This window comes from Paracoccus spongiarum, assembly GCF_030732095.1.
GTDB classification, from domain to species: Bacteria; Pseudomonadota; Alphaproteobacteria; order Rhodobacterales; family Rhodobacteraceae; genus Paracoccus; species Paracoccus spongiarum.
The window spans coordinates 175,897-191,931 of sequence record NZ_JAVAMQ010000005.1 but is presented as its reverse complement, the minus strand read 5'-3'; the positions used below and the strand labels follow the sequence as shown (position 1 = coordinate 191,931).

Here is a 16,035-nt window from a genome sequence, read left to right as displayed (position 1 = left end):
CCAAGCGCAATGCCGCGAGGCCAGGCTGCCGCGCGGAGGTCAGTCCAGCCCGGCGGTGCGGTAATACACCTCGATGTCGCGACCGGCGCGAAAGCCGATGCCCGAGGCGATGATGCAGCTGCTGTCGTCACTGCGCGGGGCCACCAGCGTCCAGGTGCCCATCTGCTCGGATCCCCACAGGACCGCGTCGTCATCGCGGGTCGCCTCGACGCGGGTTTCGCCGAAATCGTTCTGCAGGGTCGCGTGGATTTCGGTATTGGCGGCGCAATAGGGCTGGTCCTCGACGGTCATGTCAGAATTGGGCAGGCTCTGCGCCTGTTCCAGAAGCACACCGACGGGGCGGTCCTGCATCGCGGGCCAGGCCTGCACGGGCTGGTCGGGACGGGTTGCCGCCACCGCCGGACCCGACAGCAGCAGCGCGATGCTGCCGGCAAGGCCAAGGCGGGCGATCGAAGATGCATTGCGGGTCATGGCACGGGCCTTTCCTGGGGTCGTTGCGCGTCGTTTCAAGGGGAAAACCCGCGAAAACGCCGCGCGGTTCCGCCGATGCGCGGTTCCGGCCGTGCCCGCACCCCTCACGCCCACCGCCGGCACAGCACCACCCGCGCCGCGAGTCCGCCTTCGGCGCGGCCGAATTCAAGCCGTCCGCCGTGCTGCGCGGCGATGGTCGAGACGATGGCAAGTCCCAGGCCGACGCCGCCGGCCGCGCCGGCATTCTCGCCCCGCTGGAAGGCGCCGGTCAGCCGGGCCAGATCCTCCTCGGTCAGCACCGAGCCGCGATCGGTGACCGTCAGCACCGCATCATCGGCGTCGCCATCCACCGTGACCTCGGCCTCGCGACCGTATTTCAGCGCGTTGTCGATCAGGTTCGACAGCGCCCGGCGCAGCGCGGTCGGCTGGCCGCGCATCAGCATGGCAGGGCCTTCGGGCGCAGGGCGGGCGACGGCACGGGCAAACAGGTTGCCTGCGCCCGCCGACCGCGGCGCGGCCTCGGCCAGCCGCACCGGCAGGCCGACATCCTGATAATCGGCCACCACCGCCTCGGCCAGCGATGTCAGCGACAGCTGCCGAAAGGGTTCGGCCCCGATCTCGGCGCGGGTATAGGTCAGCACGCCATCGATCATGCCGGTCATCTCGTCGATGTCGCGTTCCAGCCTGCCGCGCAGCGCCGCATCCTCGATCAGCGCGCTGCGCAGCCGTAGCCGTGTGGCCGGCGTGCCCAGATCGTGGCTGACCCCCGACAGCACCAGCGCGCGGTTTTCCAGCGCGGCGCGATCCTGCGCGACATAGGCGTTCACCGCCTCGGCGGTCAGGCGCAGCTCGTCGACGCCGCCGACGGGCAATTCGGCGTTCCGCGCGCGCGGATCGCGCAGCGCCTCGGCAAAGCTGGCGAAGGCGCCCGACACCTCGGACACCCAGACCAGCAACAGGCCCAGCGCGCTGGCAAGGATCGCCCCGGCCAGCAGGCGCAGATCGGTGGGCGCCGCGCCGCAACCCCACAGCGGGGCGCCGTCGATGCGCACCCAGGGGCCGCCGTCCAGCTGCGCGTAAAGCCGGGGATCGCTGCAGAACCGCGCCATCGTGCGGGTCACCGAGGCAAGCCCCGCCGCCTGCGAGCCGCCGCCCAGGGTCTGGATGTCGGCCACCGGATACTGGATGTCGGGCGATTGCAGGCGCAGGCTCAGCCGCGAGCCCTGCGCCAGGTCGGGCCGGCTGCCGGTCAGGGTGATCCGCGTCTCGCGCCAGCCGGGCGGCAGGGCGGGCGCCCCTTCAAGCCGGGTCCGGCTCAGGCCCTCGGGCAGCGGTCCCCCATTCTCGAGGCTGTCATGCAGGGCCAGCCCGGCGACATAGGCGCGGTCGAGATGCGCCGTCCAGGCCTGCTGCGACGACATCCAGATCCAGGCCGAGGCCAGCCCCGCCGCCATCGCCAGGACGATCCACAGGCTGGCCAGCCAGCGCAGGCTGAGCCGCCTAGCCATCGCTGCGCATGACCTCGGCCGCGAAGACATAGCCGGTGCCGCGCTCGGTGCGGATCAGCGCGGGGTCGGTCTTCTGGCGCAGCCGGTTCACCAGCATGTCGATGGCCCGGCCCTCGGCGGCCTCGCCGTCATCCAGCGCCGCGGCGATCTCGTCCCGGCTCAGCGGAATCAGCGGATTGGCCAGGAACACCCGCAGCAGGGCCGTCTCGCGCGAGGACAGCGACACCTGCCAGCCGCCGGGCGCGGTCATCTCGTCATGGCGGGCGTCATAGCGCCAGCCGGCGAAGTCGCAGATCGCGTCGCGGCGCCGGTGCGACAGGCTGACGGCGCGATGGGCGCGGCGCAGCACGGCGCGGATGCGCGCCAGCAGCAGGTCGGGGTTGAAGGGCTTGGCGATGTAGTCGTCGGCGCCGACCTCATAGCCCGCCATCCGCTGGTGATCCGCCGACAGCGCCGAGACCATGATGATCGGCACCTCCTGCGTGGCCCGGATCTCGGCGCAGATCGCCACGCCGTCATCCTCGCCCAGCGACACGTCCAGCAGGATCAGGTCGACCCGCGCCGCTCTCAGAGCCGACATCGCGCCGGCGCGATCGGCCGCGCAGGTGACGTGGAAGCCCTGGCGTTGCAGATAGGCCGCCAGCATCGCGGCCATCTCGGCATCATCCTCGACGATCAGCAGCCGCTTCAGGCTCATGTCGCAATCCTCCCCGGCCCGGCCGTCGCCCGGTGATAGCAGCCGTGCCGGCGGCTTCGTAACAGTTTGTAACGCGGCCGCCCGAATTTTGCCTGCTGCATGGCCGATCTGCATTGTCGTCATGGCTGCGACTTTGGCATGATGACGGTCGACGCGGGGCGTGACCCTGCGCAACACCGATCTGGGAGGATCCATGTCTATGAAAACCGTTCTGGCGGCCTCGACCGCCATGATGCTGGCCGTTCCGGCGATGGCCGAGCCGACCGCCGAAGTGCTGCACTGGTGGACATCGGGCGGCGAGGCCAAATCCGTCGCCGTGCTGCAGGACCAGTTCAAGGCCGAGGGCGGCACCTGGACCGACATGCCGGTGGCCGGCGGCGGCGGCGACGCGGCGATGACCGCGCTGCGCGCCCGCGTGCTGGCCGGCAACGCGCCGACCGCCGTGCAGCTGAAGGGCCCGGCCATCCAGGAGTGGTACGAGGAAACCGGACTGGCCGACATCAGCGCCGTGGCCGAGGAGAACGGCTGGGCCGACGTGCTGCCCGAACAGTTGGCCGCGCACATGAAATGCGAGGACCAGTGGTGCGCCGCGCCGGTCAACGTGCATCGCGTCAACTGGATCTGGGGCAACAAGAAGATCCTGGACGACAACGGCATCACCATGCCGGCGACCTGGGAGGAATTCAACGCCGCCGCCGAAAAGCTGAAGGCCGCCGGCATCACGCCGCTGGCCCATGGCGGGCAGAACTGGCAGGACGCCACCGTGTTCGAGACCGTCGTGCTGGGTCTGGGCGGGCCGGAATTCTATCAGAAGGCGCTGGTCGATCTGGACCCCGAGGCGCTGAAATCCGACACCATGAAGCAGGTCTTCGACGAATTGCGCACCCTGCGCGGCTATGTCGATGACAACTTCTCGGGCCGCGACTGGAACCTGGCGACCGCGATGGTGATGAATGGCGAGGCCGCCTTCCAGATCATGGGCGACTGGGCCAAGGGCGAATTCCTGGCCGCCGGCAAGCAGCCGGGCGTCGATTTCGTCTGCTGGCCCACGCCCGGCAACGGCTTTCTCTACAATGTCGACAGCTTCGCCTTCTTCGAGGTCGAGGGCGACGACAAGCAGCAGGGACAGCAGCTTCTGGCCAAGCTGATCGTCGGACCCGAGTTCCAGAAGACCTTCAACCTCAACAAGGGCTCGATCCCGGCGCGCACCGATGTCGCGCTGGACGAGTTCGACGACTGCGCCAAGCAATCCAGTGCCGACATGAACGCGGATGCGGGCGACGGTTCGCTGCTGCCGTCCTATGCGCATGGCATGGCGCTGCGCGGCGCGCAGGCCGGGGCGATCACCGACGTGGTGACGGCTTTCTTCAACAGCGACATGTCGTCGGATGACGCCGTGCAGCAACTCGCGGACGCGGTCGCCAACTCGATGTGACCATGACCGACCCGCGCCCCGCAGATCGGGGCGCGGGACTTCCTTGGGGGATTTCCACACATGGAATGGCTAGAACGCAACGTGCCCAAGCTTGTCTTGGCGCCGTCCTTCGTCGCGATCCTGGTGTTCGTCTACGGCTTCATCGCCTGGACCGCCTGGATCAGCCTGACGAAATCCAAGCTGATGCCGCGCTACGAGATCGACGGGCTGGGCCAGTACACGCGCCTGTTCGCCGCGCCGCGCTGGGACGTGGCGATGAACAACCTCTACATCTTCGGCGCGCTGTTCATCATCATCTCGATGCTGATCGGGCTGATGCTGGCCATCTTCCTCGACCAGAAGATCCGGGCCGAGGGCGTGCTGCGCACGATCTATCTCTATCCGATGGCGCTGTCGCTGATCGTGACCGGGACGGCCTGGAAATGGATCCTGAACCCCGGCCTCGGCATCCAGGACATGATGCGCGACTGGGGATTTGCGAATTTCACCTTCGACTGGCTGATCCGCCCCGAGATGGCGATCTATACGGTCGTGATCGCGGCGGTCTGGCAGGCCTCGGGCTTCGTGATGGCGCTGTTCCTCGCCGGCCTGCGGTCGGTCGATACCGAGATCATCCGCGCGGCGCAGGTCGATGGCATTCCGACGCGGCGCATCTACACCGCGATCATCATTCCGACGATGGCGCCGATCTTCCTGTCGGCCTTCATCGTGCTGGCGCATCTGGCGATCAAGGCCTTCGACCTGGTGATCGCGCTGACCAATGGCGGCCCCGGCTATGCCACCGACCTGCCCGCGACCTACATGTATGCCATGGCCTTCTCGCGCGGGGATCTGGGTCAGGCGGCGGCCAGTGCGATGATCATGATGATGGTGATCTTTGCCATCGTCGTTCCCTATCTCTACAGCGAATTGAGGCCGCGCCGTGACCAGTAACACAACCCTGCTGCGCTGGGGCCTTTACGGCATCCTGATCCTGTTCGCGCTGTTCTACCTGCTGCCGCTGTTCGTGATGCTGACCACATCGCTGAAAAGCCTCGAGGAGATCCGCACCGGCAGCCTGCTGGCCCTGCCCCGCGCCATCACCTTCCAGCCCTGGCTGGAGGCCTGGTCCACCGCCTGCGCCGGCACCCAGTGCGAGGGGCTGCGGCCGTTCTTCTGGAACTCGGTGCTGATGGCGGTGCCGGCGGTGATGATCTCGACCGTCGTCGGGGCGCTGAACGGCTACGTCTTCGCGCAATGGCGCTTTCCGGGCGCGAACCTGTTCTTCGCGGCGATCCTGTTCGGCTGCTTCATCCCCTTCCAGGTGGTGCTGATGCCGATGGCGCGGATGCTGGGGCTGATGGGGCTTGCCGGCACCATCCCGGGGCTGATCTTCGTGCATGTGATCTACGGGATCGGCTTCACCACGCTGTTCTTCCGCAACTACTACGTCACCATTCCGCAAGAGCTGGTGCGGGCGGCCAAGGTCGACGGCGCAGGGTTCTTCCGCATCTTCTGGTCGATCTTCCTGCCGATCTCGCTGCCGATCATCACCGTCTCGGTGATCTGGCAGTTCACCCAGATCTGGAACGACTTCCTGTTCGGGGTCAGCTTCAGCGGGCCGGGCAGCCAGCCTGTCACCGTCGCACTGAACAACATCGTCAACTCCACCACCGGCGTCAAAGCCTACAATGTGGACATGGCCGCCGCGATCATCGCCGCCCTGCCCACCTTGCTGGTCTATGTCGTCGCCGGAAAATACTTCATCCGCGGCCTGACCGCCGGCAGCGTCAAGGGATAAGCCATGCCGATCCTCGAAATCGACCATCTGCAGAAATCCTACGGGGAAACCCATATCCTGCACGACATCAACATCAGCATCGACGAGGGCGACTTCCTGGTGCTGGTCGGACCCTCGGGCTGCGGCAAGTCCACCCTGCTGAACTGCATCGCGGGGCTTGAACCGATCACCGGGGGCACCATCCGCATCGGCGGCCGCGACGTGACCGGCGTCAGCCCGAAGGATCGCGACATCGCCATGGTGTTCCAGTCCTACGCCCTCTACCCGACGATGAGTGTCGCGCGGAACATCACCTTCGGGATGCAGGTGCGGGGCGTGGACAAGGCGACCCAGGACCGCAAGCTGGCCGAGGTGTCGCGCCAGTTGCAGATCGAACAGCTGCTGCAGCGCAAGCCCGGCCAGCTGTCGGGCGGCCAGCGCCAGCGGGTCGCGATGGGCCGGGCGCTGGTGCGCGATCCCAAGCTGTTCCTGTTCGACGAGCCCTTGTCGAACCTTGACGCCAAGCTGCGCGTCAGCATGCGCACCGAGATCAAGAAGCTGCATCAGGACCTGAACGCATCCATCGTCTATGTCACCCATGACCAGATCGAGGCGATGACGCTGGCTACCAAGATCGTCGTGATGAAGGGCGGGGTGATCCAGCAGATCGGCAGTCCGGCGGAAATCTACAACCGCCCGGCCAACATGTTCGTGGCCGATTTCATGGGCAGCCCGGCGATGAACCTGATCCCCGCCCGGGTGCGCGCCGAGGACGGCCAGACCCGCATCGAGATCGACCGCGACGGCGACGCGCCGCTGGTCATCACCGATCCGGTGTCGCGCAACCTTCCGGCCGAGATCGTGCTGGGCGTGCGCCCCGAGGACATCCACGAGGCCACCGGCAACGCCCATCTGCCGGGCACGGCGCAGGACGCGGGCGGCGACGTGATGATCGAGATCGTCGAGCCGGCCGGGGCCGATACCTTCGCGGTGACGCATCTGGGCGGCAAGCCCGTCACCGCCCGGCTGCGCGCCGAGACCGAGGTGCGGCCGCGGCAGAAGTTCCCTCTGGCCTTCGACCTGTCGAAGGTTTCATACTTCTCGCCGCAGGACGGGCAGCGACTGAACTAGGCGGAAGGGACCGGCAATGGCGATCTTGTTGGGGGATGTGGGCGGCACCAATGCCCGGCTGGCGCTGGCGCGCAACGGCGCCATCGACGGCGAGACGCTGACCCGCTTTCGCGGCGACGACTTCGCCAGCTTCGACGACGTGGTGCGCCGGTTCCTGCAGGAACAGGACCAGCCGCGCATCTCGTCGGTCTGCATCGCGGTCGCCGGTCCGGTCAGCGGCGGCCGGGCCAGCATGACCAACCGCGACTGGGTGATGACCGAGGATGGCCTGGCCCGGCTGACCGATGCCGACCAGGTGCGGCTGATCAACGACCTGACGGCGCTTGGCTATTCGACGCCGGCGCTGTCGGGCGACGGTCTGTCGGTGCTGCGCGCCGCGCCCGAGACGCGCGCCCGCAACGGGCAGGCGCTGGTGGTGGGCCTTGGCACCGGCTTCAACGTCTGCGCCGTCCGCGCGCTGCCGGGCGGCGCCATCACCGCGATGGAGGCCGAGGAAGGTCACACCCACCTGCCCGCCAACATCCATCTGCGCCTTGCCGACATGCTGGGCGCCAGGGCGGCGCTGGCCTTCACCTCGACCGAAGAGACCTTTGCCGGTCGCGGGCTGTCGCGGTTCCACGCCGCGCGGACCGGCGCCGCCGCCATCCGCAGCGAAGAGATCGCCCGCGCCGCCGAGGCCGGCGATGCCGAGGCGGTCGCCACCTATGACGTCTTCGCCGAACTGGTCGGCCTGCTGTGCCGGGAGCTCGCGCTGCGCTTCATGCCGCTGGAGGGGCTGTTCCTCGCCGGCAGCGTGGGCCGCAGCATCGCCGACCGCATCGCCCTGTTCGAGGCCGGTTTCCTGGCCGAGCCCTACATGCGCCATATCCCCGACAACACGCCGATCTACCTGATCCGCGACGACATGGCGGCGCTGCATGGCTGCCTTGCGGCTTTGTCGTAAGGGTCACACCCGGCCAAAAGATTAACGTCCGCGCGATCCGCCCGGATGAATCGCTTTGTCTGCGGACGGTTTCCGGCCCATAATGCCCGCAAAGCAAGAATGGCAGGGCAGGAACAATGCGGGCTTTTCTGCGGGCAGGACTGGTCATGTCCACCGCCTTGGGATTTTCGGGCGTTGCGCTGGGGCAATCCTCGTCGCCGTTTTCGGGCCTGTTCGGCGGCGGCAGCGAGGCCGAAGGGCCGGTGTCGCTCAGCTTTCGCGTCGCCGGCGATGACGGCGCGATCGAGCGCAACATCCGCAACAGCTCGCTGATCGCCGGGGCGCTCGCCGAGGGGCGGACGACCGGGCAGGATGTGCTTGCCGCCGCCCGCGCCGACTATGCCCGCATCCTCGGTTCGCTTTACGACGCCGGGCATTACTCGGCGCTGATCTACATCACGCTGGACGGCGTCGAGGCGGCCGAGATCGCGCCGCTGGATGCGCCGGCGACCGTCACCGAGGTCGTCGTCAGTGTCGATCCCGGCCCACCCTTCCGCTTTTCCCGCGCGGCCATCGCGCCGGTCGCCCCTGAGAGCGAGATCCCCTCGGAATACGCCCGGGGCGAGGTTGCCGGCACCGGCACGATCAAGGCCGCCGCCGTGGCCGGGGTCGAGGGATGGCGCAACCGTGGCCATGCCAAGGCCGATGTCGGCGGCCAGCAGATCACCGCCGATCATCAAAGCGACAGCGTGGACAGCCAGATCGCGCTGGCGCCGGGCCCCGCGGTGACCTTCGGGCGGCTGAACATCACCGGAAACGATCGCATGACCATGCGCCGGCTGCGCAAGATCGCGGGCTTTCCGGAAGGCCGTCCCTTCGATCCCGAGGATCTGGAACTGGTCCGCCAGCGCCTGCGCCGCACCGGGGTGTTTTCGGCGATCACCCTGGCCGAGGCCGAGACCCTGGGGCCGGGCGACACGCTGGATGTCGATCTGACCCTGGTCGAGCAGAAACCCCGGCGCATCGGTGCGGGGTTCGAGCTGTCGAACACCGACGGCGCGCAGGTCTCGGCCTACTGGATGCATCGCAACCTGCTGGGTGGCGGCGAACGGCTGCGCATCGACGCCGAGATGTCGGATATCGGCTCGGATACCAGCGGGCGCGACGAGGAACTGACCCTCAGGATCGACCGCCCCGCGACCATCACCCCCGACACCACCGCCTATGTCGAGACAAAGCTGGCCCGCATGCGCGAGGAGGATTACGATTCGGATTCCGCCAGCGTCGCGCTTGGCTTCACGCAGATCTTCAGCGAACAGCTGACGGCCGACCTGGCGATCCAGTATCACGTCTCGCGCGTCAACGACGCCAATGGCCGCTCGGATTTCGAGGTGCTGGCCCTGCCGATGGATGTCACCTGGGACAAGCGCGACGTGCCGACCGACGCCAAGCGCGGCTTCTATCTGTCCGCCGAGGCGACGCCGTTCAAGGGCTTCGAGGACACCGGCAGCGGCGTGCGCCTGCTGGGCGAGGGGCGCGGCTACTACTCGTTCGGCGAGGATGACCGTCTGACCCTGGCCGGGCGGCTGCGCGCCGGCACGATCGAGGGCGCCGGCATCGCCGAGACGCCGCGCGAATACCTGTTCTATTCGGGCGGCGGCGGGACCGTGCGCGGGCAGGCCTACCAGTCGCTTGGCGTCTCGGAGATTCCCGGCCCCGACGGCCCCATCAAGACCGGCGGGATGAGCGTGGCGAACGCCACCGCCGAGATGCGCTTTCAGGTCCGCGAAAACATCGGGCTGGTGCTGTTCGCGGATTACGGCCGGGTGTGGGGCGACAGTTCCTTCTCGGGCGATGCCGGATGGCATGCCGGCGCCGGCGCCGGGGTGCGCTATCGCACGCCCATCGGGCCGCTGCGCTTCGACATCGCCGCGCCGGTGGGCGACGGCGACACCGATGACGGGGTGCAATTGTATCTTGGACTGGGGCAGGCGTTCTGATGCGCAGGATCTTTCTCCTTCTCGCGGCGCTTCTGCTTCCGCTGATGGTTCTGGCGCAGGACGCGGCCGAGCTGTCCGAACAGGTCGAGGACGATCGGGGCTTCCTGACCGGGCTTCTGGAACGCAACCTGTCGGGCGCCGGGCGGCAGGTCACCATCGACGGCTTTGCCGGGGCGCTGTCCTCGCGCGCGACCTTCACCCGGATGACCATCGCCGACACCGAAGGCGTCTGGCTGACGCTCGAGAACGGCGCGATCCAGTGGAACCGCTCGGCGCTGCTTCGCGGCCGCATCGACATCGCGGAACTGTCGGCCGATCGCGTGCTGCTGCCGCGCCTGCCCGGCGCGGCCGAGGACGCGCCGACCGCCGAGGCCCGCGAATTCGCGCTGCCCGAACTGCCGGTCGGCATCCAGGTCGAAAAGCTTGAGGTGCGCCGGGTCGAGATCGGCGCCCCGGTCTTCGGCCTCGAGGCCGCGATCTCGGCCCAGGGCGCCATGTCGCTGTCGGGCGGCGAGGGCGAGGCACAGCTGACCATCGACCGGCTGGACGGGCCGCGCGGCGAATTCGTGCTGGATGCCGGCTATTCCAACGACACCCGTGTGCTGCGTGCCAATCTCAGGCTGGACGAGGCGGCCGACGGGCTGCTGGTCAACCTGCTGAACATCCATGACCGCCCCTCGATCAGCGCCGAGATCAGCGGCGAGGGCGAGATCACCGATTTCGTGGCCGATATCAGCTTGGCCAGCGACGGCCAGCCGCGCGTGACCGGCGAGGTCAGCGCGAATGGCCGGCCGGGCAGCGACGGATCGCAGGGCACCGGCTTCCGGGTCGATCTGGGCGGCGACGTTGCCGCGCTGCTGCCGCCCGCGGACCGCGCCTTCTTCGGCACGCAGACGCGGCTGGTCGCGAATGGCTGGCGCGGCGAGGACGGGAGGCTCGAGATCCCCGAACTGCGGCTTGAAACAGAGGCGCTGACGCTGTCGGGCGAACTGGAAACCAACGCCAGCAACGCGCCGCAGCGGGCCAATCTGGTGATCGCGCTCGGCCGCGACGCGGGCGCGGCGCAACTGCCCGTCAAGCTGCCCTTCGGCGGCGACGAGACCAGCGTGGAATCGGGGCGGCTGACCCTGCAATATGACTCGGCCGAAGGGCAGGGCTGGACGCTGGACGGCCGCGTCGGCCAGCTGGACCTGGGCCAGGCGCGCATCGAGGCGCTGACGCTGGAGGGCGCGGGCGATGTGCTGCTGGCGGGCAGCGCGCTGTCGGAAGTGACCGGCGACATCGACTTCGGCGCCACGCAGCTTGCCTTCGACGACCCGGCGCTGGCCGAGGCCGTCGGCGATGCGGTGACGGGCCAGATGCGGTTCCAGTTCACCCCCGGGCAGGCGGCCGAGATCTCGCAGCTGACGCTTGACGGCGAAGATTACGGGCTGTCGGGATATTTCCTGCTGTCGGGCCTGTCGGGCGGCTTCCTGCTGTCGGCCGATGTCGATGCGCGCTACGAGGATCTGGGCCGGCTGTCCAGTCTTGCGGGGCGCAGCGTCGCGGGCCGCGCCGATGCCTCTGTGACCGGATATTACCGGCTGCTGAACCGCAGCTTCGACATCGACGCGCAGATCCGCGGCACCGACATCGCCGTGGACCAGCCCCAGCTTGACCGGCTGCTGGCCGGTGATTCCCGGATCAGCCTGCTGGCCCGCCGCGACGAGACGGGCATCGAGCTGAGTCAGTTCACCGTCGACGCGCAGGGCCTGAGCGCCGAGGCGCAGGGCTATCTGAACAGCCTGTCCAGCGATGTGGCGGCGCGGATCGCCATGCCCTCTCTGGAAGCCGCCGACCCGCGATATTCCGGCGACCTCGAGGCCGAGGCGCGGCTGACCGGCGCCGCGGGCCAGCGCCGCCTGTCGGTCAGCGGCGAGGCCAACGACCTGCGCCTTGGCATCGAGGCGCTGGACGGCGCCCTGCAGGGGCGTACCAGCCTTGCTGTGATCGCGGGCGAGGCCGAGGGCGGATACCAGATCGAACGGCTGGAACTGGCCAACCCGCAGCTGCGCGCCGATGCCGAGGGCAGCTTTGCGAGGGGCGCGCTGGACGCGGTCGCCAATCTGGAGGTGCCCGACCTGGGCGCTCTGCGTCCGGGCTGGACGGGCGAGTTGACCGCCCAGGCGCGGCTGGGCGAGACCGACGGCACCCGCCGGGTCGATCTGGACGGCACCGGCCGCAACCTGTCGCTGGGCCAGCCCGGCGTCGATGGCGCGCTGACCGGGGCGACCACGCTGAAGCTGCTGGCCGAGGAAAAGGACGGCGTGATCACGCTGCGCGACGTGCGGCTGACCAACGATCAGCTGAACGCCACGGCCGAGGGGGTCTATGGCAAGGGCGTCACCGATGTGACGGCGCAGGTCGATGCCCGGTCGCTGGCCTTCCTGGGGCCGGGATGGCGCGGCGCGCTGGATCTTGACGGCAGCTTCCGCGAGGCGGGCGACGGCGTGCGGCGGCTGGAGGTGTCCGGCACCGGGCAGGATCTGGCGTTCGGGCAGGCGCAGGTCGATGGCGCTCTGGCGGGCGAGACGCGGCTGGCGGTCACCGGCACCGAACGCGACGGCGTCTTTACCATCGAGGATGCGCGCATCGACAACCCGCGCCTGAGCGCGACCGCCACCGGCAAGGTCGGCGCGGGGCAGACCGATGTCAGCGCGCGGCTGAGCGCCGGGGACCTGCGCTTTCTGGGCAACGGCATCAGCGGCGCCGTGACCACCGACGCCCGCCTCGTCGAGACCGACGGCACCCGGCGGATCACCGCAACGGGCAGCGCCACCGGCCTGTCCCTCAGCCAGCCCAGGTTGGACCCGCTGCTGCGCGGGCGGACCGATTTCGACCTGGCCGCCACGCAATCGCCCGCCGGCCTGTCGATCCAGCGCATCGACCTGCGCAATCCGCAAGTGCAGGTCGATGCCAGCGGCGATACTGCCTCGGGGCTGAACGTGCAGGCCCGGCTTGCCGATCTGGCGCTGATTCAGCCGCAACTGCCCGGGCCGGTCAGCATCGACGGGACGGTGCGGGAATCCGGGCGGAATTTCGTCGTCGATCTGGCGGCGCGGGCGCCGGGCAACACCGATCTGCGGATCTCGGGCTCGGCGGCGCGCGACTTCTCGACCACCGACCTGTCGATCGCCGGCGCCAGCGATGCCGCGATCGCCAACGGCTTCGTGCGCACCCGCAATATCGAGGGGCCGCTGCGCATCGACCTGCGACTGGCGGGGCCGCCCTCCCTGCAATCGCTGTCCGGGCGGGTGACGCTCAGCAACGGGCAGGTCGCGGACCCCGGCCTCGGCATCCGGCTTGAGCAGACGAATGTGACGGCCGACCTGCAGGGCGGGCGGATCGCGCTGGACGCGCGGACAAATGTCGCGGCGGGTGGCCAGATCGTCGTCACCGGCCCGCTGGACCTCGGCGCTGGCACCGCCGATCTCGACGTGCGGCTGGACAATGTCGTGGCGCGCGATCCCAACCTGTACGAGACGACGATCAACGGCGAGGTCCGCTTTACCGGCAGCCTTGCAAATGGTCCGCTGATCTCGGGCCGGGTCGATCTGGCCGAGACCGAGATCCGCATCCCCTCGACCGGGCTGGGCGGGGCGAAGGCGATCCCCGATATCAACCATGTCGGCGATACCCGCCCGGTGCGCGCCACCCGCGCCAAGGCCGGGCTGGAGGAGTACCCCAGCGCGGCGTCGCGGGACGCGGGGATGGGCGGTCCGGCCGCCACGCCCCCGGCCAACCCGCCGCGGCTGGACCTGGTGATCAACGCGCCGAATCGCGTCTTTGTCCGCGGTCGCGGTGTCGATGCCGAACTGGGCGGCGAACTGAGGATCCAGGGCACGACCCGGAACGTCATCCCGATCGGGCATCTGTCGCTGATCCGTGGCCGGGTCGATCTGCTGGGCAAGCGGTTCGACCTGTCCGAGGGGCTCGTCGAGTTGCAGGGCAGCCTGATCCCCGTGATCCGGCTGGTCGCCTCGACCTCGCAGGATGGAATCACCACCCGGATCATCATCGACGGGGAGGCGCGCGATCCCGAGATCACCTTCGAATCCTCGCCCGAGCTTCCCGAGGAGGAGGTTCTGTCGCAGCTGCTGTTCGGACGCGGCCTCGACAACATCAGCCCGCTGCAGGCGGCGCAGCTGGCGAATGCGCTGGCGGTCCTGGCCGGGCGCGGCGGCGAGGGCATCGTCGGCCGGCTGCGCAACCAGGTGGGGCTGGACGATCTGGACCTGCAGACCGACGACGAGGGCAATGTCCAGGTGCGGGCCGGAAAATACCTGACCGAGAATCTCTATTCGGATGTCTCGGTCGGCGACAACGGCACCACCACGATCAACCTCAACCTCGATATCTCGGACAGCCTGCGGGCGCGGGGTTCGGTCGGCAGCGACGGGGAAAGCACCCTCGGCGTCTATTTCGAGCGCGACTACTGAACGCGCCCGCGTCGGTGCCCCGCGTCGGCGTTCGTCACCCGGCGCCCATCGCGCTGGCGTAATCATCGCGTTCCGGTCCGGTATCGGCCGCGATGTCCGGCGTGCTGAGGCGAAGCATCTGGCGCCCCCCGCCCAGCCCGGTCACCGACCAGCGCAGCAACCGCCCGTCCGGGCCGGCCATCGCGCCGCTGTCCCGCCGCGCCTCGTCATGGCCGGTCAGGCGCGCCCGCAGGGCCGCAAAGCCCGGTCCCGGTGCCGCCCGGTCCTGCCAGGCCGCCAGCGCCGCCCCAAGGGTCTCGGCCCCGTCGCCCCACAGCGCCAGATAGGCGCGGTTGCGGACCAGCACCTTGCCGTCGGGGCCAAAGACGGCCAGCGCGTCGTCAAGCCCGTCCAGCACATGCGCGCCCAGCTGCAGCTCTGCCCGGAACTTGCGGGTCAGCGAAATCTCCGAGGTGATGTCCTCGAACAGGAAGGCCACCGCGCCGTCGGGATGCGGCCGGCCGGTGACGCGATAGGTCTGCCCGCCGGGCAGGGACCATGTCTCGACGTGATGGCCGGTGGCGGCGGCGCTTTCCAGATTGCTCATCTGCTGGCGCCAGCTGCGGTAATCCTTCGGCTCGGGCACCATCCGCAGTTCGCGCAGCTTGTCCAGCAGATCGAACAGCGTCGGCCGCGCGGTCAGGAAGCCGGTGGGAAGCCCGGTCAGGTCGATCAGCGCAGGGTTGAACAACTGCAGGTTCCGCTGCCGATCAAAGATCGCCAGCCCGATCGGCAGGTCCGCAAAGGTCTTGGTCAGCGTCTGCACGAATTCCCGCAGGCTGCGTTCGGCGCGCACTGCGGCATCGGCGGGCAGGGCGAACATCATCGTCTCGTCACCCATCCGGTGGCTGTGGCAGTCATACCACGAGATCACACCATTGCTGTCCAGCGGCGCGCGGCGGGTGGTGGTTCCGGCGCCGGGCACGGGCTTCGGCGTGTCCAGAAGCCGTGGCAGCGGCCAGCCGCCGCTGCCATCGTCCAGCGTCTCGGCGCGACGCAGATAGGCGGCGTTGGCCCATGTGACCCGGTCCTCGGCATCCTGCCGCCAGACCAGCATCGGTGTCTGGTCCAGCGCGCGGCGCAGCAGGTCCAGCTCTTCCTCCATCGCCTGCTGGGCCATCGAATCGACGACGATCCCGGCCTGTTCGGCCTCGGGGTCGGTCAGGGTGATGCGGATCAGGTCGTCGCCCAGATCCTCGGCCAGAAGCCGCAGCGCGGCGCTGCCGATGCCGTGCCGGCCGACAAGCTCGACCCGGCCCTGCCGTGCCAGCTGGTCCAGGCGTTCGCCCGCCAGTTCGAATCGCGGCCCGATCCAGCGTTGCAGCCGGCCCCACTCATCGTCCGGCGCGGCCACGCGGTCCAGAAGCGTGCGGCCCGGCGCCGTCACGTCGACGAGGCGCTGACGGCGGAACAGGAAGATCATCGGCTGCAACCCGGGCTGCAGGCGATCGTGGCCCAGCGCGCCGCGCCGCCCGCCGCGCAGCCTGTCCCACAGCCGCATGAGCGCCAGTGCAAGACAGACCGAGGCGGTCCCGGCAACCAGTGCGGTCAGGGCGTTCTCGAAACCAACCAGAAGCACGATCTACGGTCCTTGC

11 protein-coding genes are annotated in these 16,035 nt (G+C 69.0%); 7 read left to right on the top strand and 4 right to left on the bottom strand.

Annotation, left to right across the window (positions count from 1 at the left end):
* Positions 1–39 precede the first annotated feature (39 nt).
* The 3 genes from Q5Y72_RS07790 to Q5Y72_RS07780 all read right to left on the bottom strand — a co-directional run bounded on the left by Q5Y72_RS07790 (position 40) and on the right by Q5Y72_RS07780 (position 2,676).
* Complete coding sequence (locus tag Q5Y72_RS07790) at positions 40–471, bottom strand: hypothetical protein (protein ID WP_305962838.1); 432 nt, start codon at positions 469–471, stop codon at positions 40–42.
* 104 nt (positions 472–575) lie between these two features.
* Positions 576–1,979: a sensor histidine kinase gene (locus Q5Y72_RS07785; RefSeq protein WP_305962837.1), complete on the bottom strand. Its 1,404-nt coding sequence runs from the start codon at positions 1,977–1,979 to the stop codon at positions 576–578.
* Complete coding sequence (locus Q5Y72_RS07780) at positions 1,972–2,676, bottom strand: response regulator transcription factor (RefSeq protein ID WP_305962836.1); 705 nt, start codon at positions 2,674–2,676, stop codon at positions 1,972–1,974. The genes Q5Y72_RS07785 and Q5Y72_RS07780 overlap by 8 nt, the downstream gene beginning before the upstream one ends.
* Positions 2,677–2,869: 193 nt before the next feature.
* Here Q5Y72_RS07780 and Q5Y72_RS07775 point away from each other — a divergent pair, with 193 nt between their 5' ends.
* From Q5Y72_RS07775 to Q5Y72_RS07745, 7 genes are all read left to right on the top strand, one after another.
* Positions 2,870–4,111: an ABC transporter substrate-binding protein gene (locus Q5Y72_RS07775; protein ID WP_371930793.1), complete on the top strand. Its 1,242-nt coding sequence runs from the start codon at positions 2,870–2,872 to the stop codon at positions 4,109–4,111.
* Between the two features lie 60 nt (positions 4,112–4,171).
* Positions 4,172–5,044, top strand: a complete 873-nt coding sequence (locus tag Q5Y72_RS07770) for a carbohydrate ABC transporter permease (protein WP_305962834.1) — start codon at positions 4,172–4,174, stop codon at positions 5,042–5,044.
* Entirely contained in the window at positions 5,034–5,891 is an 858-nt protein-coding gene (locus Q5Y72_RS07765) for a carbohydrate ABC transporter permease (RefSeq protein WP_305962833.1), read from the top strand. Before Q5Y72_RS07770 ends, Q5Y72_RS07765 begins: the two co-directional genes overlap by 11 nt.
* Before the next feature lie 3 nt (positions 5,892–5,894).
* A complete protein-coding gene (locus Q5Y72_RS07760) occupies positions 5,895–7,001 on the top strand; it encodes an ABC transporter ATP-binding protein (protein WP_305962832.1) in 1,107 nt (368 codons plus the stop codon).
* A 16-nt stretch (positions 7,002–7,017) separates the two neighbouring features.
* Positions 7,018–7,944, top strand: a complete 927-nt coding sequence (locus Q5Y72_RS07755; RefSeq protein WP_305962831.1) for a glucokinase — start codon at positions 7,018–7,020, stop codon at positions 7,942–7,944.
* A gap of 146 nt (positions 7,945–8,090) precedes the next feature.
* Entirely contained in the window at positions 8,091–9,923 is a 1,833-nt protein-coding gene (locus tag Q5Y72_RS07750) for an autotransporter assembly complex protein TamA (protein ID WP_305962830.1), read from the top strand.
* A complete protein-coding gene (locus Q5Y72_RS07745; RefSeq protein ID WP_305962829.1) occupies positions 9,923–14,401 on the top strand; it encodes a translocation/assembly module TamB domain-containing protein in 4,479 nt (1,492 codons plus the stop codon). Before Q5Y72_RS07750 ends, Q5Y72_RS07745 begins: the two co-directional genes overlap by 1 nt.
* Positions 14,402–14,435: 34 nt before the next feature.
* Here the strand turns inward: Q5Y72_RS07745 and Q5Y72_RS07740 are convergent, their stop codons facing one another.
* The gene (locus tag Q5Y72_RS07740; RefSeq protein ID WP_305962828.1) at positions 14,436–16,019 is read right to left on the bottom strand and encodes a PAS-domain containing protein; all 1,584 of its coding nucleotides are present in this window, start codon (positions 16,017–16,019) and stop codon (positions 14,436–14,438) included.
* Between the last annotated feature and the right edge of the window lie 16 nt (positions 16,020–16,035).